This is a genomic window from Kribbella sp. NPDC003557 (genome assembly GCF_040610805.1).
In the GTDB taxonomy this organism is placed as follows: Bacteria; Actinomycetota; Actinomycetes; order Propionibacteriales; family Kribbellaceae; genus Kribbella.
This window is the reverse complement of the sequence record NZ_JBEXMY010000008.1, coordinates 303,428-321,722: the sequence shown is the minus strand read 5'-3', so window position 1 is coordinate 321,722 and position 18,295 is coordinate 303,428. Positions and strand designations below refer to the sequence as shown.

The following is an 18,295-nucleotide window of genomic DNA, read 5'->3' as shown; positions in this document are numbered from 1 at the left end:
TATGGAGCTCTCACGTCGGACGCTGCTCGGGGGCTTCACGGCCGTGCTCGGCGGCAGCCTCGTCGGCTGTTCGTCCGGGATGAACACCACCGGCACGACGGCCAAGAAGAACACCACCACCGAGCTGACGATGTGGTGCTGGCCGGGCGGTCTCGGCAAGTCGGTGCTGGACGACACGGTCGCGCACTTCCCGGACCCGAAGATCAAGTACTCCGAGATCGGCGGCGACTTCAAGCAGAAGCTGGTCACCACCTTCAACGGCGGGACCGGGATCCCGGACATCACCGGCATCAAGGGCGAGGACATCGCGTCGCTGCTGCCGCAGGCCGACCGCTTCGTCGACCTGAAGACCGTCGGCGCGGACTCGGTCCTCGGCGACTACCTGGAATGGAAGGTCAACCAGGCGACCACCCTCGACGGCAAGGTGATCGGCCTGCCGATCGACGTCGGCCCGACCGCGCTGTACTACCGCGAGGACATCTTCGCCGCGGCCGGCCTGCCGGGCGACCCGGCCCAGGTGGCCGCGCAGCTGAAGACCTGGGACGACTTCTTCGACGCCGGGGTCCAGCTGAAGGCGAAGAACCCGAAGGCGTTACTGGTCTGGGACGCGACCGACCTCTACGACATGGTCGTCGGCCAGGGCACCGAGCGGTACATCTCCAAGGACAACAAGTTCATCGGCGACCAGGACCACATCCGGAAGGCCTGGGACACCTCGGTCAAGGCGATGACGCTGAAGATCGACGGCAAGACGCCGAGCGGCAGCCCGGACTGGAACGCGGGTCTCGACCAGGGCACCGTGCCCGCGCACATCGGCGCGGCCTGGGTGGCGCTGGACATCAAGTCCGCGGTGAAGTCGAGCGCCGGCAAGTGGCGGCTGGCGGCGACGCCGAGCGGCCCGGCGAACTTCGGCGGCTCGTTCCTCGCGATCACCAAGAACGCGGCCGATCCGCAGAAGGCGTTCGACGTGATCAAGTACATGCTCAGCCCCGACAACGAGGCGAAGGCGTTCGCCGACGCCCAGATCTTCCCGTCGACGCCGGCGGCGTACGACAAGCCGCAGCTCAAGGCGGCCGACAAGTTCTTCGGCGGCCAGGTCCCGATCGACGTGTTCGGCCCGGCCGCGAAGGCGATCCCGGTCGCGTACCAGAGCCCGTACGACGACTCGGTGGCCGCGCCGTTCCACGACGAGCTGAAGACGGTGCAGACCGGCGCCAAGACCTCGGACGCGGCGTGGTCGGCCGCGGTCTCGAAGGCGAAGGCGATCGCCAAACGACAGGGAGTGCAGTGACCGCTACCGCGACCGTGCCGGCCGCCAGGGTGACGACGGCCGCGCCGAGGCGGCGGATCTGGTCGTACTGGCGGTTCTACCTCGCGCTGTCACCGTTCTACGTGCTGTTCGCGGTGTTCGGGCTGTACCCGATGCTGTCCACGATCGTGCTGGCGTTCCAGCGCTGGGACGGCCTGAGCGCCCGCCGGTTCACCGGGCTGGACAACTTCGCGTTCCTGGTCAAGGACCCGACGTTCTGGCAGTCGCTGGAGAACACCGTCGTGCTGTTCCTGATGTCGACGGTGCCGACGCTGGTGCTCGCCCTGCTGCTCGCGGTGATGCTGCAGTCCGCGGTCCGGTTCACGAACGTGTACCGGATCGCGTACTTCATCCCGAACGTCACGTCACTGGTCGCGATGGCGATCTTCTTCAGCTCGATCTTCAGCACGAACTTCGGTCTGGTGAACGCGGCCCTGCGGTCGCTCGGCATCCCGCAGCAGGACTGGCTCGGGCAGCCGTGGGGGATCAAGATCGCGATCTCCACGATGATCGTGTGGCAGTGGGTCGGGTACAACACGCTGATCTACCTGGCCGGGCTGCAGGCGATCCCGAAGGACCAGTACGAGGCCGCCAAGGTGGACGGGGCGGGCGCGGTCCGGACGTTCTTCGCGATCACGTTGCCGCAGCTGCGTCCCGTCGTCCTGTTCACCGTGGTGATGTCGACGATCGGCGGACTGCAGACGTTCACCGAGCCGCAGGTGATGGTCGGCAACAGCGGCGGCACCGGGCAGAGCGGCATGACCGTGGTTCTGTTCTTCTACCGGGCCGCGTTCCTGGACAACGACTACGGGTACGCCGCCGCGATCGCGCTCAGCATCTTCGCGCTCGTGCTGTTGTTCACGGCCATCAACTGGCGGATCTTCCGCGGACGGGGTGAGGACCGATGACCCGGTACCGGCTGCGCGGGCTCGCGCTGCACGCGGCGCTCGTGCTGGCGCTGCTGGTGTTCATGTTCCCGTTCGTGTGGACGATCCTGATGGCGTCGAACACGACCGCCGACATCTACCGGTTCCCGCCCAAGCTGACCTTCGGCGGACATTTCGGGGAGAACGTCCGGCAGGTGCTGGAGAACGTCGCCTTCTTCCAGTCGATGGCGAACACCGTGGTCGTGGCGGTCTCCACCACGCTGCTGGTGCTGTTCTTCGACTCGCTCGCGGCGTTCACGTTCGCCAAGTTCCGGTTCCCGGGGCGGAACGCGTTGTTCGTGATCCTGCTGGCGACGATGCTGCTGCCGGCGCAGCTGGCCGCCGTACCGCAGTTCCAGACGATGGCGCTGCTCGGCTGGGTGGGCTCGCTGAAGGCGCTGATCATCCCCGGCGCGGCGAACGCGTTCGGCATCTTCTGGATGCGGCAGTACTTCCAGAACTCGATCCACAACGAGCTGGTCGAGGCCGCGACGCTGGACGGCTGCGGCTTCTTCGGCACGTACTGGCACGTCGCGCTGCCGTCCGCGCGGCCGGCGCTGGCGTTCCTCGGCATCTTCACGTTCGTCGGCTCCTGGAACGACTACATGTGGCCGTTGATCGTGCTGACCAACCCGGACCACGTGACGCTGCAGGTCGCCTTGTCGACGCTGAACCGCTCGCACGGCGTGGACTACAGCATGGTGATGACCGGCGCGTTGATGGCGATGGTCCCGCTGGTGATCGTGTTCGCGATCTTCGCCCGCCAGTTCATCAAGGGCGCGACGGAAGGCGCAGTCCGCGGCTGAGCACGCCGGCGATGACGAGTGCGTTGCCGAGCAGCGCGGCGACGAAGACGGACGGTGTGTCCGCCTGGGTCACCGCGGGGATCACGGCGACGATGCTGATCAGTGCGTACGTCGTCGCGGTCGCGCTGAGCCAGATGCCGGCGACGGAGCCCCACTCCGACGCCACGGCGAACCAGGCCAGTGCGACCGCGACGACCGGCTCCAGCGCGGCCAGCATCGTGACGTGGAAGAAGGACACGCCACTGGAATCCTGCAGCAGCGCGCTCAGCATCAGGACCGCGCCACCCACGATGACCAGGGCCGCCGCGAGCCTGGGGACGGGCCGGAGCGGCAACCGTTCGGGCCGGTAGTGGAACAGCAGTACCGCGGCCAGCACCACGGCGACCGCGCCGGTCAGTAGCCATGCGGTGGTCTCGGTGGTCCAGCTGCCGAAAAGCTTCACGCTCTCCTTGGACGCGATGCCGCCGACGAGGATCAGCACGCCGTCCTCCAGGATCGAGGCGAGACATCCCGCGATGATGCCGAGGACGACGGGCCGCGCGGACCGGGCGGCCAGGCTCGCGAGCAGGATGCCGAACGACGAGAGGATGATCGGGTCGCCCGAGCTCCGGTACACGTACCAGCCGGTGTCGTCCGCGTCGTACCAGAGCTTGCGCGACTCCGACTGCCCCGGCCAGTTCAGGTAGATGAGCAGCCCGGCGCCGATCACCAGGACGGCGACGATCCACCACGGGACCTGGCCGGACGACGGCGGCGTGCGCCGCGGCGGCTCGGGGACCGGCGCGGGCTCGGGCGACGGTTCGGGCTCCGGCTCCGGTGGTCGCGGTGGCGGTTCGGATTCGGTGTCCGGCAAGGTCAGGCGGACCGGGATCGTCCGCTCGCCGGTGGGTCCGCTCACGACCACCGCCGCCTCACCGTCGCCGGACCCGTCGGCACGGACCTTGATGATGTCGCCGTCCTGCTGGACCTTGAGCCAGGCCACGCTCGGCGTCGCGACCGCGGTCTGCACGATCGGCGGACCTTCGAGCCGTACTTCGGCACCGTCCGGGCCGAGGTCGATCGCGTCGGGAGTCACCCGTGGAACGGCCTGCTCGAGCGCCTCCGCGGCGGCCAGCGCGACCCGGCGGCTGTCGTCGTTCACCATCGGCTGCAGCGCCTGCCAGGCGGCGTACGCCTGACCCAGATCGGTGCCGCCGAGGCGCTCACGCAGGTAGTCGACCACGCCGAACCTTGCCGCCGGCAACGGGCTCTCGAGCGCCTCGACCAGTTCCGGCGCCAGCGGGGTCGGGGTGATCCGGCGGATGCGGCTGCGGGCGATCAGCAGTTCGCCCTGCGCGCCGAACGTCCACATCTGCGGGTTCTGGTTCGGCGTCACCCGATGGACCCGGTCGGTCACGAACCCGACCAGTTCGGTGAGGCCGACCCAGCCGTCGCCGTCCCGGTCCGCCTCCCCCGTCGTCAGCCCGTCGACCACGGCGCCGGTGAACACCGACGGGGTCGGCGTCGCGTCCGTCGCCAACTGCCCGCCCTCGAACGCGTACTCCATCGCGCTCGACGCCGTCACCACGACCCGCCCGCGACCGCCGCCGACGTCGGCCTGGCCCGCGAACGCGTCCCGTACCTGCGCCTCGCCGGCCGCGCGCACGACCATGCCGCGCGGGAACGCGCCGCCGTAGCAGCAGTCCAGGAAGAGGGCGATCCGCTGTGCGCGGCTGTCCGACATCTGCCGGTTGACGAAGTCCGCGGCGACCGCGGTCGACGCGAGCCGGGCAGGCCTGGTGTCCGCGACCGCCAGGAACAGTTCGCCGGCGGCGTTCTTCAGGCCGTGGCAGGAGAAGTGCAGCAGCAACAGGTCTTCCGGCTGCCGGTCGGCGAAGAAGTCCTCGACCGCGACCCGGATCTCCTGCGCGGACTCGTTGCGCAGGACCCGGACCTCGAACCCGCCCACCGACGGGTCCGCCAGGGTCTCGGCCAGTGCGGCCGCGTCCTGCGCCGGCGCTACCAGGCTGCGAAGTCCCGGATCGTCGTAATGATCGTTGGCCACCACGAGGGCGATACGCGCGCCGGACATGTCACACGTCCGCTCCGGCGTGCCGTCGGACGAAGGTGTCGATCAACTGTTGCTGCATCTCGTCGGAGGCCCCGGTGAGCTCGATCACGTCGCCGTCGATCGTGACCTTCACGGACCGCCCGCCGCTGGATCTGCGCAGCCACTCGCGGATCACCGCGACCACCCCGCCGATCGCCTGCAGGCCGGGGGCCAGCGAGACGCTCAGGACGCCGGCCACCGCGGCCAGCCCGCCCTTCGAGCCCGGCGGCGCCTCGCCCTCGCCGTACGGCTCGACCGACCGGACGTCGAGCATCAGCAGTTCCTGGCGCAGCAGCAGCGCCAGCACCTCGAGCCGTTCGGTGTCGACACTCTCGTCGACCACCTCGACCCGGACCTCCCCAGCCATGGCCCCTCCCCACCCCCAGGCCGTTGCTCCAACAATGCGGCCGTTGCGGGTCCGGCCACAAGCCATCGACAACGTAGGCTTCGGGAACTGGATCGTGCGCGGCGACGTCGGAGGGGCAAATGATTGGCAAGCGGGGGCGGGTGATCGGCCGGATCGCACCCGGGATCGTCGGCGAGGTGATGCTGCCGGTCCGGGGTGCCACCGAGGCCTTCTACGCTTACCCGGCGACCGACGAGGTGCTCGAGGTGGGAACGCAGGTGATCGTGGTCGACTTCGACCCGCCCCGCACCGTCTACGTCGCGCGCGCTGTCTAACTTCGTTCCCTTGGAGGGGAAATGCTCTGGACGTACCTGATCATCGCGGCGATCGCGGTGGTCGTGCTGCTGATCCTGTTCCGGATGGTCTGGCGGGTGGCGGAGCCGAACGAGGCACTGATCATCTCCGGCCTCGGCGCGCATTCGAGCACCGACCAGGTCAACGAGACCCTCGGATTCAAGATCGTGGTCGGCCGCGGCACCGCGGTGCTACCGGGCTTCCAGACGGTACGGCGGTTGCCGCTGGACATCCGCGCGACGCCGCTGACCGTGACGTGCGTGTCCAGCCAGGGCATCCCGCTGCACATCAAGGGCGTCACGGCCTACAAGGTCGGTGACGACTACGGCTCGATCGCCAACGCCGCCCGGCGGTTCCTGGAGCAGAGCGACGAGCAGGTGATGGGCACCATCCACGAGCTGTTCGCGGGTCACCTGCGGGCGATCGTCGGCTCCACCACGGTCGAGGAGATGCTGCACGACCGGGAGACGCTGACCACCAACATCCGCGGCTCGCTGGCCGGGGACATGGAGAAGCTCGGCCTGGTGGTGGACTCGCTCCAGATCCAGGAGATCGACGACGAGTCCGGCTACATCAAGAACCTCGGCCGTCCGCAGGCCGCCGCGGTCGAGGCCGCGGCCCGGATCGCGCAGGCCGAGCGGGACCGGGAGGCGACCGAGCGCGAGCAGGCCGCCGCCGCCCAGAAGGCCGCGGCCGTCCGGGAGAGCTCGATCGCGCAGGCCGGCTACCAGGCCGAGGTCGACCAGGCGAACTCGAAGGCGTCGCAGGCCGGCCCGCTGGCCGAGGCCCTGGCCCGCCAGGAGGTCGTGGTCGCCGAGACCGAGACCGCGAAGCTGAACGCGTCGCTGGCCGAGAAGCAGCTGGAGTCGTCGGTCCTGAAGCCGGCCGACGCCGAGGCGTACCGCCAGCGCACGCTGGCCCAGGCCAACCGGGACGCGCAGATCGCGGCCGCCGAGGCGAACGCCCGTGAGGTCCAGCTCCGCGGTGAGGCGCAGGCGAAGGCCACCGAGCTCACCGGTAAGGCCGAGGCGTCCGCGGTGCAGGCCAAGGCGATGGCCGAGGCCGCCGGTATCAAGGCACGCGCCGAGGCGCTGGCCACCAACACCGAGGCCGTCGTCGCGCAGCAGCTGGCCGAGGCCTACCCGGAGATCGTCACCGCCGCGGCGAGCTCGTTCGACAAGGTCGGAAACATGGTCGTCCTGAACGGTGCCCAGGGCATCGAGGACACCCTGGTGAAGACGATCACGATGGGCGGATCGGGCTTCGCGCTGGCCAAGCAGCTGATCGACTCGCTGGCCACCAAGAAGGACGAGACCCCGAAACTGGAGCCCGTCGCCGACGAATCCGCCTGACAATTAACTACAGGCGCAAACCGTTGAAGGTTGCTCTTTGACGGCTGACACTGAGCAGCATGCCGCCCAGAAGAATCCTCGCAGTACTCGCCGCGCTCCTGCTCGGCGCCGCCACGCTGGTGGCGGCGCCGACGCAGGCGCAGGCCGCGCCGAACTTCAAGGCCCCGTTCCCGTGTGGCCAACGCTGGACCTACAGCCACCACTCCGGTGAGGTCCGCCGCGCGCTCGACTTCATCCGCTCCGACGGCGGGACCACGAACGGTACGCCGGTGCTCGCGTCCGCCGGTGGTACGGCGTACCGCTTCTCGCAGCCGAGCGGAGCCGGCAACTACATCGCCATCGAGCACGGCGGCGGCTGGAAGACCTACTACTTCCACCTGTCCGCGTACTCGGTGGCCAACGGCCAGCAGGTCTCGCAGGGCCAGCAGATCGGGGTCACCGGCAGCACCGGGAACTCGACCGGCCCGCACATCCACTACGAGCAGCTGCTCAACGGCATCGGCCAGAACATCGTCATCAACGGGTCAGGACTGGCCTACCCGGGCTCGTACGGCTCCTACTTCCTCACCAGCGACAACGGCTGCTCCGGTCCGGGCAAGAACTACATGACCTGGGGCTCCGGCGTGAACGTCCGCTCCGACGCGCACCTGAGCTCGCCGGTCGTGACCACGCTGGGCGGGCCGACCTCGGTGTGGGTGCTCTGCCAGAAGCAGGGCGACACCGTGAACGCCGAGGGCTACACCAACAACTGGTGGTCCAAGCTGCGTGACCAGAACGGGTTCATCAGCAACATCTACATCGACGATCCGAACGCCCAGCTCCCCGGCGTACCGATCTGCTGAACCTGTGGGATCCCCTTGCACGCAAGGGGATCCCACAGCCCGTCATGCGGTGTGCAAGGTCAGCCCGTACGCCTGCAGGATCTCGTTGACCGGCTGGAACCACGTCTCGCCGCCGCTGCCGCAGTTGCCCCAGCCGCCGGACGTCACGCCCTGCGCCTGGTCACCGGTGATGAACGAGCCGCCGGAGTCGCCGCCCTCGGCGCAGACGCTGGTCTTGGTCGCGCCGTAGAACAGCTGGCCGTTGCCGTAGTTCACCGTCTCGTTCTTGGCCAGGATCGTGCCGCAGTGCCAGTGCGTGGTCGAACCGCTCCGGCAGACCGACGAGCCGATCGGCGCCTCCCACGAGCCGCGGACCAATTGGTCGCTCACCTGCCCCCAGCCGAGCACGACAGGCACGGTCCACCAGCCATAGCCGGTGGCCACCCAGGCGTAGTCGTTACCGGGGAACGACCAGCCGCGGAACGAGCCCTGGTCAGAGCCGTCCCAGCCGCGCACGATGCCGCTCCGGCCGCAGTGGCCGGCCGTGACGTACCCGCCGTACACCGAGAAGCCGATCGAGCAGCGGATGTTGCTGACGTAGTAGGGGTCGCCGCCGACCGTTCCTGCCGCGAAGGTACGGGGCGCCTGCGCCGCGACCTCCTTCACCGTGACCGCACCGGCTGTGGCGACCTTCGCCACGAACGCGTCGACGGCCGCGGAACGCTTGCCTGCTTGGACGTTGACCACGACGCTGCCGGACCGCGGGTCTGCGGCCCAGCCGCTGACCGCAGCCGGTACGGCCTTGCCGGCCAGCTTGTCGACAGCCGCCTTCCGCTGGTCCAGCACCTTCGCCGGCACGGGTACGGCGGCCACCTGCGCGCCGGTGGCCCGGACCGCGGCGGCACGCGCGGAGCCGACCACTCCGACGACCAACTTCCGCGTGGCGGCGTCGTACCAGGCTCCGCCGAACGCGGCGCCGGCCGCTTTCTGGGCCGCGGGCAACAGCTTCGCCGCCGATGTCTCGGCTGCCAGCCGTTGCTGCATCTGCTGCTCGGTCAGCCCGAAGTCGCGTTGCATGGCGGCCGATTGGCCCGGGACGGCCAACGGCTCGGGTGCGGCCAGCGCTTGCGCGGGCACAGTCAGGACAGCCGCCGTGAGCACGGCGGCCAGTAGGACCTTCATCTGAACTCTCCTCACCTAGGGGCGGTTCGGTGGATGAGAGCGCTCTCAGGTCGAGAGTGGCCTACGTTGTCAGGCGCGTCAAGGGTTCACAGACCGAGGTACGCGAGAACGGCGAGGACGCGGCGGTGACCGGAGTCGGTCGGCGGCAGGTCGAGCTTGAGGAACACGTTGCCGACATGCTTGTGCACCGCGCCGTCGGAGATGACGAGCTTCTCCCCGATCGCCGTGTTGCCGAGGCCTTCGGCCATCAGCGCGAGTACTTCACGCTCGCGGGGCGTCAGCCGGTCCAGCGGGCTGCTCCGCTTCACCATGAGCTGGCTGACCACCTCCGGGTCCAGCACAGTCCCGCCGGCCGCGACCCGCCGTACCGCTTCCAGGAACTCGTCGACGCGTGAGACGCGGTCCTTCAGCAGGTAGCCGACGCCCTCGCTGCCCGCCGCCAGCAGCTCGGCGGCGTACACCTCCTCGACGTACTGCGAGAACACCAGCACCGGGAGTCCCGGCCGGACGCGGCGCGCCTCGATCGCCGCCCGCAGGCCCTCGTCGGTGAATGTCGGCGGCAGCCGTACGTCGACGACCGCGATGTCCACCGGGTGCTCGTCGACCGCCTTGGCGAACTGGTCCGCGTCGGTGGCGACCGCGACGACCTGGAAGCCGGAGTTGTCGAGCAGCAGGCTGAGGCCCTCGGCGAGGATCGGGTTGTCCTCGAGGATGATCACCCGCACGGAAGGATCACCTCGACGGTGGTCGGCCCGCCGATCGGGCTCTGCAGCTCCATGTGACCGTCGATCGCCTGCACGCGATGGAGCATGCCATGCAGGCCGCTCCCCCGGCCCAGCAGGTCGGACTGCGCACTGATCCGCGCTCCGCCGATCCCGTCGTCGGTGACCGCCAGGTAGAGCTCAGGCCCACGCCGCTCGAGCTGTATGTCGACGTGCCCCGCCGCACTGTGCTTCGTGATGTTGGTGAGGGACTCCGCGACGACGAAGTACGCAGCGGCCTCCACTGCCGCCGGGACCTCGCCCAAGGCGCCGATGCGGAGCTCAACCGGCAGCGGACACCGGGCGGCCAGTGCGGACACCGCTCCGGCCAGGCCGCGGTCCGCCAGGATCGGTGGGTACATGGTCCGCAGTACGCCGCGCAGCTCCGTCATCGCCTGCTCCGCGCCGTCGCGGGCGTCGTCCAGCAGCTTGGCGGCCTTCTCGGGGTCCTCGGCCATGGTCTGCTTGGCGATACCGATCCGCATCGCCAGCGACACCAGCTGAGCCTGCGTCCCGTCGTGCAGGTCGCGCTCGATCCGCCGCAGCTCAGCACCGTGCGAGTCGACGGCGCCTGCCCTGCTCTTGGTGAGCTCCTCGACGCGCTGTGCCAGCCTGGCTGTCTCCAGCTGGTCCGGGCTCGGCGCGAGCAGCCGGAGCGCCGCCTTGGCGTGACCGCGAGCCAGAGCGGGCGCGACCCGCCCAAGGAACCACAGGCTGGCTCCGACCTGCAGCGGGCCGAGGGTGAGCGCCTCGAACCAGTTGTCGACGCCGACACCCATCAAGCTGAAGTTGCCGGGGTCGAGCCACCACAACAGCATGCCGAGGATCGCCGCCGGCGCACCGACGACCGCGATGACCGCTACGAGCAGCTCGGGGATCATCACGACCGGCATCAGCAGGCACCGCAGGCTGCGCTTGAACGACGTGTCGCGGAACAGCGTCGTGACGTCCCCGGGCTGCCGAGGCAGGGCCGGTGGCAGCTCCTCGGCCTGCGGGACGCCCAGGTACTTCGCCGCCCGGTACCGCTCGCTGTTGGCGAGCTTCACCAGGCCGGCGGTGACGCCCGGGATGATCCAGCCGAGCAGCAGGCTGATCGGCGTCGCGGCCAGCAACGTGACCGACTTCAGGTAGCGGATCACCAGATAGCCGGCGGCCGGACCACCCCGGGAGAGGATCTTCGTGAGCATGCACCCATCCTGCGGCACACCGGGCGCCGCGGTCGGTACAGCAGGCTCTACCTTTCGCCTTCTAGCAGTCCGGTACGCCGGGCAGTTTCTGGTTCGGGTCGTCGATATAGATGTTGGTCATGTATCCGTGCTGGTCACGCAGCTTGGCCCACCAGTTGTTGGTGTAGCCGTTGGCCGTCACGGTGTCGCCCTGGACCTGGCACTCGACGAAGACCCGGGTCGGGCCGGGCAGCGTGGTGACCACCGACGCGGACAGCTTCGGCGCCGAGCGGACGTTCACGCCGCTGCCCCAGGTGGTGAAGTTGTACTCCGGCGGGTTCGGGTCGCCGCCGTTCACCAGCTGCATGTAGTAGTCCCAGTTCCAGTTCGGGCCCGGGTCGGTGTGGTCGTTGTTCGGCATCTCGCTGTGGCCCTTGATGTGGGCCCGGTCCTTCGGGATGCCCCGCCGGTCGGCGATGTTGCGGGTCAGGGCGGCCGACGACCGGTACATCGCGTCGGTGAACCAGGACGGCTGGTCGACGTACCCCTCGTGCTCGATGCCGATCGTGTACGGGTTCTCGGTCCGGACGTGCCAGGCGGTGTCCTTCTCGGCCACCATCTGGGTGACCTCGCCGTCGCTGGAGCGGACCACGTAGTGCGCGCTGACCTGTGCCGACGGGTTCTTGAACCAGCTGATCGTGCCGGCGTACGAGCCCTGGGTCACGTGGATGACGATCGTCGTGATCGCCGCGGTCCGGCCGACGCGGTAGTTGCTGGTGCTGGCCGGGTTCCAGATCGCGTTCGGGTAGTCGACGGCGGCCGTCCCGAGCGGGGCGGCCTTCGCGTACGCGCCGCGATCCGGGGTGACCGCCTTCGGGTCGGTCGAGACACCCGCCGTACGGACGCCGCGGGCAATGATCCGGTAGACCTCGTCGGTGTAGAGCCGCGCGGTCGACGCGTCGGCGGAATGCGAGTACTTCGCGATCACGCCGTACCACTTGGCAACGTTGCCGCGGTCGGTCAGCTTGGCCTGATCGGCGTAGGAGTCGAGGACGGCGGCGGCGCCGAGGACGTTCGAGGTGTCGTCCTTGGAGAGCTTCGCGACCGGCAGGCCGGTCAGCGTGCTCGCCTCGGACATCGTCTTGTTCACGTTGTTCGCGGCCAGGTGCATCACGCCGTAGCCGTTCGCCTGGCTCGGCGTGCCGTCGTGGCCGTCGAGGTGCGTCTCGGCGAAGCCGACACCGACCAGCACCTCCCGCGGTACGTCGTACTTCGCGGAAGCGGCCTGGAACGCGGCCGCCAGCCGGGTCTCGGACGGCGGTTGGGCCGCGTCGCTCGGAAGAGCCGTCAAGCCGAGTGCGCCGACGGCGAGGACGGTGGGTATCAGGGCGGCCGGGAGAAGTCGTGACTGTCCCATCGGGGCGGTTCCTTCCATCTCTGGTCCGCCGAGGGGCGTCGGCGGTCCCGCAGCCCACGCTAAGGGAAGATCTTCCGTTCCATCCAGTGTTTGAGTGAATTTCTTCCCGTCACCGCGAGAAGATCACGTTCCCACGGAGTGCGATCAGCCGCGGATGCGTCAGCACGGCCGGATGCGCCCGCGGGTCCTCGTCGTACACGACCAGGTCCGCGGGGTCGCCCGGCCGCAGCTCGCTGGGCGCACCGAGCCAGGCGCGGGCTGCCCAGGACCCCGCAGCGAGCGCCTGCTCCCCCGACATCCCGATCTCGGTGAGCGCCTGGATCTCCTGCGCCACCAGGCCGTGCCCGAGGACACCGCCCGCGTCGGTCCCCGCATACACGGGGACGCCGGCCTCGAACGCGTCCCGCAGCCGGTGCAGGCGGCGCTCGTACAGGTCACGCATGTGGGTCGAGTACGCCGGGAACTTGGCCTGGGCCTGCTCGGCGTACTGCGGGAAGTTCTCCAGCTGGATCATCGTCGGTACGACGGCCACCTGGCGCTCGGCCATCCCGCCGAGCAGGCCGGGCTCGATGCCGGTGCCGTGCTCGAGACAGTCGATACCCGCGGCCAGCAGATCCGGGAGGGCGTGCTCGCCGAACACGTGCGCGGTCACGCGGGCGCCGAGCTCGTGGGCGCGGGCGATCGCGGCGTTCAGCGCCTCGGCCGGCCAGCACGGGGTCAGGTCACCGGCGTCGCGGTCGATCCAGTCGCCGACCAGCTTGACCCAGCCGTCCCCGCTGCGCGCCTCCTGCTCGACATACGCGACCAGCTCGTCCGGCTCGATCTCCCAGCCGTAGTTGCGGATGTAGCGCTTCGAGCGGGCGATGTGCCGGCCGGCCCGGATGATCTTCGGCAGGTCCGCACGGTCGTCGATCCAGCGCGTATCGACCGGTGAGCCGGCGTCCCGCACCAGCAGCGCACCGGCCTCGCGGTCGGCGATCGCCTGCTGCTCCTGGGTCTCCCGGTCGACACCGCCGTGCTGGTCGAGGCCGATATGACAGTGCGCGTCGACCAGGCCGGGCACGATCCAGCCGCCGGTGTGCACGGTCGTCACATCAGCAGCGGCGGGCCGGTCGACGACCAGCCCACCGCTGAGGTGGATCTCCTGCTGCTCACCAGCCGGCAACACCGTGCCGACGAGCCTGAGTACCGTCATACGGCTGACCGTATCCGGTGCCAGTTATCCGTGCGAGCCGCCGCCCGGCGTACAGGTCGGGGTGGTGGTCTCGTTCCCGGCGCACGGCGTCCCGGACGGGGTGTCGGTCGGGGTCGCCGTCGGCGTCGGGGTCGGCGTGGGGGTCGGAGTCGGGGTGGGCGTCGGCGTCGGGGTCTTCGTCGGCGTCTTGGTGGGGGTCTTGGTCGGCGTCTTCGTCGGCGTCCTGGTCGGGGTGTCGGTCGGCGTTCCGGCCGGCTTCGGCACCGTCGTGCGGTCGTCCGGCGTGGACGGCACCACCGGCGGAACCGTCGTCGGCAGCGCGGTCGGTGTCGGCGTCGGGGTCGGCGTGCCGGTGTCGTCCGGGACGTCCGGCACCTGGCGCGGGTCGACCCGGCGCTCGGCGTTGCCGTTCGTCTTCGCGGTCGAGATGTTGCCCTTCGCGTTCGGCACGAGGACCGCGTTCTTGCTGTAGACGCGCATCCACTTCAGCACCGTGGCGACGAAGTCCTTGGAGTGCTGGTACCGCAGCAGGGCGGAGACCAGGTCGCGCGGCCGGCGCAGGTCGTCGCCCTCGGCGCAGAGCACCACGGCGACCGTGGTGACCGCGTCGTACACGTTGTTGGGGTTGCGGTAGCCGTCGCCGTTGCCGTCGGCCCCGAACTCGTCCCAGACCTGCGGGATGATCTGCATCGGCCCGACGGCCCGGTCCCAGGTCTGGTCCGCGTCGAACTTGCCCTTGTCGCTGTCGGTGATCCGGCCGTTGCCGTGCCGGCCGTTCAGCAGCGGGCCGAGGATCCGGCCGCGCGTGGTGCCGGCCACGTCGACGCGGCCGCCGCTCGCGTGGTCGGACTCGACCTTGCCGATCCCGGCCAGCAACGGCCAGGTCAGCCCACAGTTCGGCCGCACGACCGCGAGGTTGGCGGTGGCGCGGCGGTAGGCGGGGAACACCCCGCGCGGGATGCCGTTCACGGCACCCGGACGCCCGGGACGCACGACCGAGCGGCCGTCGGTCGCCCCCTGCACGGGGACGTCGTCGCGGGCAGGTTTGTCGGATCCGAGCCGGCCGTCCACCCCGGGACGCTGCGGCACGATCATCGTCAGTTCGTCGAACTCACCGCTGTTCAGCCCGGCCCCGGGTGACGGGGCGACCGGGCTGCCTGCCTCGAGCGGTCCGGAGGCACCGGCTCCCCCCGAGGCGACGGTCACGATGGCCCCGACCAGGAGCGGGGCCGTACACAATGAAGCGATGATGATTTTGACCCGACGGTTACCACTACGGGTTAGGCGCATAGCCCCTTCAACGAACCACGCGCCAGAAAGTTACATCAAGACGACGCAAAGTTACGCCGCCCAGAAACCCCTCGGAAAACCGGCACCGAGGTAACGAACGTCGCTACCTCACCCTACCGGCCGTAGCCGGCCGGCGATCGATCGGGCCGGTCTCGGCGAGGCTCAGCCGGTCGTGCGGCTCAGCCGGCCGCGGGTGCGTCGCTCGGGCTCGCGGACGACTCGCCGTTCGGGGCGGTCGTGGCGCACGGCTCGGGCGTGGGCGTCACGGTCGGGCTGCTGGACGGCGCGGTGGTCGTCCCCGGGGTGCAGGTCGGGTCGCTGGTCGGGTCACCCGACGGCGAGGTCGTCGGCGTCGTCGGCGTGGTGGTCGGCGACTCCGTGGGCGTGGTCGTCGTCGGGCTCGTCGGCGTCGTGGTCGGGCTGCTCGGCGGTGGGCTCAGCGGCGGCCGGGTCGGCTTCGATGTGGTGGGCGGCGTGGACGTTGCCGGGCTGTGCGGCGGGCGCGGGGACGTCGGCGTCGAGCTCGGTGCGGCGGTCGGGCTGGAGGTCGCCGGCGTGGTCGTCGGCACCGAGGTCGGGACCGTGGTCGGAACCGTCGTCGGCGGCGCGGTGGTCGGCGGGGTCGACGTCGGGGTCGACTCGCGGTCGTCGGCGTTGCCGTCGTCGTCCGGGGTGTCGATGACGCCCGGCTTGTCCGGGACGCTCACGGTGTCCTTGCTGTACGACTGCATCCACCGCAGCACGTTCGACACGTAGTCCATCGAGTGGTTGTAGCGCAGCACCGCCTGGACCAGGCCCTGCGGATCGGCGAGGTTCGCCCCGCCGGAGCAGAGGTAGTCACCCGCCGCGCGCGCCGCGTCGAACACGTTGTGCGGGTCCTTGATCCCGTCACCGTTGCCGTCGGCACCGAATGTCCTCCAGGTGCCCGGGATGAACTGCATCGGCCCGACAGCGCGGTCCCACGACGCGTTTCCGTCGTACAGCCCCTGGTCGGTGTCGGCGATCGCCGCCATCCCGGGGCCGCCGTCGAGGACCGGGCCGAGGATCTTGCCGCGGGTGTTGCCGTTCGCGTCGACCTTGCCGCCGCTGGCGTGCCCCGACTCGATCTTGCCGATACCGGCCAGCAGCGGCCAGGTGATGTGGCAGCCCGGCATCGACATCGCCAGGTCCCGCGCGGCCTTCTGGTACGCCGCGAGCACGGTGCCCGGGATGCCCGAGGCGTCGCCGAACGCGCCGGGGATCGGCTGCACGGTGCCGTCCGTCGTCCCGGTGACCGGGACCTGGACGGTCGACTTCTCCTGGGTCGGCAGGCTGCCGTCGACGCCCGGCTGGTCCGGCACGTCGTCGGCCAGGTCGTCGAACACCGCGTCCTGGCGCGGGGCCGACAGCGCGTGCGCGTCGACGACGAACGTGTTCGAGGTGACTCCGCCGACCACGAACACGGCGACCATGGCGGTGGGCGGAGCCAGGCAGACCCAGGTGGCGGTCAGCTTTCCCCGCCAGGTGTCCAGGTTCTTGAACTGCTGCCTCATCCGAACCGTCCTCGACGCATTCCGCAGGTGGTGTGTCTTCCGGGCGTAGGCACGATCTTAGTCGCCTGGAGGTCGTCGACAACCCGTGCCGGTGAGCCACCCCCTACGCAGAACCACCGTAGAAGCAGTCATCCGTCCACCGCGTCGGGTGAACGGACGACAGATGTGCACTTTCGGGAAGGGCCGGAAGGTCAGTTACCGCCGAGCATCTTCTTGAAGTCGTCCGGCAGCTCGAAGTCGCCGCCGTTCTGCCCGCCGAACGCGGCCGGCAGCTGACCCGGCTCCGGGGCCTGCGGCTGCTGGCTGCCCTGGTTCGCCCGCTTGGCGGGGTTGCCGGAGCCGCGCTTCTTGCCCTTCTTCTGCTGCTGCTTGGCCTTCCGGGCGCCGCCGCCCATCCCCGGCATGCCCGGCATCCCGGGCATTCCCGGCATGCCCTTGCCGGACGCCATCGCGGCCATCATCTTGCGGGCCTCGAAGAACCGCTCGACCAGGCCGCTGACGGTGGCCACCTCGGTCCCGGAACCCTTCGCGATCCGGGCCCGGCGGGAGCCGTTGATGATGTTCGGGTCGGCCCGCTCGGCGGGGGTCATCGAGTGGATGACCGCCTCGATCCGGTCGATCTCGCGCTCGTCGAAGTTCTCCAGCTGGTCCTTGAACTGGTTCGCACCGGGCAGCATGCCGAAGATCTTGGTCAGCGGGCCCATCTTCCGGACCGACTGCATCTGGGCGAGGAAGTCGTCCAGCGTGAAGTCCTTGCCGCCCTTCTTCTGCAGCTTGGCCGCGGTCTTCGCGGCCTCCTCGGCGTCGAAGGTCTGCTCGGCCTTCTCGATCAGGCTCATCACGTCGCCCATGCCCAGGATCCGGCTGGCCATCCGGTCCGGGTGGAAGACGTCGAAGTCCCCGAGCTTCTCGCCGTTGCTGGCGAACATCACCTGGCGGCCGGTGACCTGCGCGATCGACAGCGCGGCACCACCGCGGGCGTCACCGTCGAGCTTGGACAGCACGACGCCGTCGAAGCCGACGCCGTCCAGGAAGGCCTGCGCGGTGGTCACCGCGTCCTGGCCGATCATCGCGTCGACGACGAACAGGATCTCGTCCGGGCTGACCGCGTCGCGGATGTCCGCGGCCTGCTTCATCAGCTCCTCGTCGACACCCAGCCGGCCGGCGGTGTCGACGATCACCACGCTGTGCTGCTTGGTGCGGGCCTCGTCCATCGCCTTGCGGGCGACCTCGACCGGGTCGCCGACGCCGTTGCCGGGCTCGGGCGCGAACACCGGGACGCCGGCGCGCTCGCCGACGACCTGCAGCTGGGTCACCGCGTTCGGCCGCTGGAGGTCGGCGGCGACCAGCATCGGGGTCTGGTGCTTGGTCTCCCGCAGCCACTTGGCGAGCTTTCCGGCCAGGGTGGTCTTACCGGCGCCCTGCAGGCCGGCGAGCATGATCACCGTCGGCGGCCGCTTGGCCATCCGCAGCTCGCGGGTCTCGCCGCCGAGGATGTTGACCAGCTCCTCGTTGACGATCTTGATGACCTGCTGCGCCGGGTTCAGGCCGCCGCGCACCTCGGCCCCGGAGGCGCGCTCCTTGACCGCCGCGATGAACTCCCGTACGACGGGCAGCGCGACATCGGCCTCCAGCAACGCGATCCGGATCTCCCGGGCGGTCGCGTCGATGTCGGCGTCGGTCAGCTTGCCCTTGCCCCGCAGGTTCTTGAACGCGGTGGAGAGCCGATCGGAGAGCGTGTCGAACACG

16 protein-coding genes are annotated in these 18,295 nt (G+C 69.9%); 6 read left to right on the top strand and 10 right to left on the bottom strand.

The genetic code is table 11. The annotated features are described in order from the left end of the window. Window position 1: 1 nt before the first annotated feature. Genes ABZW60_RS33065 through ABZW60_RS33055 form a run of 3 tightly spaced genes read left to right on the top strand, consistent with a single transcriptional unit; the run spans window position 2 to window position 3,041 of the window. A complete protein-coding gene (locus ABZW60_RS33065) occupies window positions 2–1,291 on the top strand; it encodes an extracellular solute-binding protein (RefSeq protein WP_355483566.1) in 1,290 nt (429 codons plus the stop codon). Further along, window positions 1,288–2,217 (top strand): sugar ABC transporter permease, encoded by a 930-nt coding sequence (locus ABZW60_RS33060; protein WP_355483565.1) that lies wholly within the window; start codon window positions 1,288–1,290, stop codon window positions 2,215–2,217. Before ABZW60_RS33065 ends, ABZW60_RS33060 begins: the two co-directional genes overlap by 4 nt. Further along, a complete protein-coding gene (locus ABZW60_RS33055; protein WP_355483564.1) occupies window positions 2,214–3,041 on the top strand; it encodes a carbohydrate ABC transporter permease in 828 nt (275 codons plus the stop codon). Before ABZW60_RS33060 ends, ABZW60_RS33055 begins: the two co-directional genes overlap by 4 nt. Here ABZW60_RS33055 and ABZW60_RS33050 read toward each other — a convergent pair. After that, the gene (locus ABZW60_RS33050) at window positions 3,007–5,112 is read right to left on the bottom strand and encodes a caspase family protein (protein WP_355483562.1); all 2,106 of its coding nucleotides are present in this window, start codon (window positions 5,110–5,112) and stop codon (window positions 3,007–3,009) included. The genes ABZW60_RS33055 and ABZW60_RS33050 overlap by 35 nt on opposite strands. 1 nt (window position 5,113) lies before the next feature. After that, window positions 5,114–5,497 (bottom strand): hypothetical protein, encoded by a 384-nt coding sequence (locus ABZW60_RS33045; RefSeq protein ID WP_355483561.1) that lies wholly within the window; start codon window positions 5,495–5,497, stop codon window positions 5,114–5,116. A 119-nt stretch (window positions 5,498–5,616) separates the two neighbouring features. On the opposite strand from ABZW60_RS33045, the gene ABZW60_RS33040 reads away from it, so the two are divergent. The 3 genes from ABZW60_RS33040 to ABZW60_RS33030 are packed head-to-tail and all read left to right on the top strand — an operon-like array spanning window position 5,617 to window position 8,024. Next, window positions 5,617–5,811, top strand: coding sequence for a hypothetical protein (locus tag ABZW60_RS33040; RefSeq protein WP_355483560.1), 195 nt, complete (start codon window positions 5,617–5,619; stop codon window positions 5,809–5,811). A 21-nt stretch (window positions 5,812–5,832) separates the two neighbouring features. Further along, on the top strand, window positions 5,833–7,182 hold the full coding sequence (locus tag ABZW60_RS33035) for an SPFH domain-containing protein (RefSeq protein ID WP_355483559.1): 1,350 nt from the start codon (window positions 5,833–5,835) through the stop codon (window positions 7,180–7,182). Window positions 7,183–7,241: 59 nt separating this feature from the next. Further along, the gene (locus tag ABZW60_RS33030) at window positions 7,242–8,024 is read left to right on the top strand and encodes a peptidoglycan DD-metalloendopeptidase family protein (RefSeq protein WP_355483557.1); all 783 of its coding nucleotides are present in this window, start codon (window positions 7,242–7,244) and stop codon (window positions 8,022–8,024) included. 42 nt (window positions 8,025–8,066) lie between these two features. Here ABZW60_RS33030 and ABZW60_RS33025 read toward each other — a convergent pair whose 3' ends face one another. The 8 genes from ABZW60_RS33025 to ffh all read right to left on the bottom strand — a co-directional run bounded on the left by ABZW60_RS33025 (window position 8,067) and on the right by ffh (window position 18,294). Further along, window positions 8,067–9,185 (bottom strand): S1 family peptidase, encoded by a 1,119-nt coding sequence (locus ABZW60_RS33025; RefSeq protein ID WP_355483555.1) that lies wholly within the window; start codon window positions 9,183–9,185, stop codon window positions 8,067–8,069. An 86-nt stretch (window positions 9,186–9,271) separates the two neighbouring features. Continuing rightward, entirely contained in the window at window positions 9,272–9,910 is a 639-nt protein-coding gene (locus tag ABZW60_RS33020; protein ID WP_355483554.1) for a response regulator transcription factor, read from the bottom strand. Beyond that, a complete protein-coding gene (locus ABZW60_RS33015; protein ID WP_355483553.1) occupies window positions 9,901–11,133 on the bottom strand; it encodes a histidine kinase in 1,233 nt (410 codons plus the stop codon). Before ABZW60_RS33015 ends, ABZW60_RS33020 begins: the two co-directional genes overlap by 10 nt. A 61-nt stretch (window positions 11,134–11,194) precedes the next feature. Continuing rightward, a complete protein-coding gene (locus tag ABZW60_RS33010) occupies window positions 11,195–12,529 on the bottom strand; it encodes an N-acetylmuramoyl-L-alanine amidase (protein WP_355483551.1) in 1,335 nt (444 codons plus the stop codon). Window positions 12,530–12,638: 109 nt separating this feature from the next. Continuing rightward, the gene (locus ABZW60_RS33005) at window positions 12,639–13,724 is read right to left on the bottom strand and encodes an amidohydrolase family protein (RefSeq protein ID WP_355483548.1); all 1,086 of its coding nucleotides are present in this window, start codon (window positions 13,722–13,724) and stop codon (window positions 12,639–12,641) included. Between the two features lie 24 nt (window positions 13,725–13,748). Further along, window positions 13,749–14,930 (bottom strand): lytic transglycosylase domain-containing protein, encoded by a 1,182-nt coding sequence (locus tag ABZW60_RS33000; RefSeq protein WP_355483546.1) that lies wholly within the window; start codon window positions 14,928–14,930, stop codon window positions 13,749–13,751. Window positions 14,931–15,193: 263 nt separating this feature from the next. After that, on the bottom strand, window positions 15,194–16,546 hold the full coding sequence (locus tag ABZW60_RS32995) for a lytic murein transglycosylase (protein ID WP_355483544.1): 1,353 nt from the start codon (window positions 16,544–16,546) through the stop codon (window positions 15,194–15,196). A 191-nt stretch (window positions 16,547–16,737) separates the two neighbouring features. Beyond that, complete coding sequence (ffh, locus tag ABZW60_RS32990) at window positions 16,738–18,294, bottom strand: signal recognition particle protein (RefSeq protein WP_355483542.1); 1,557 nt, start codon at window positions 18,292–18,294, stop codon at window positions 16,738–16,740. Between the last annotated feature and the right edge of the window lies 1 nt (window position 18,295).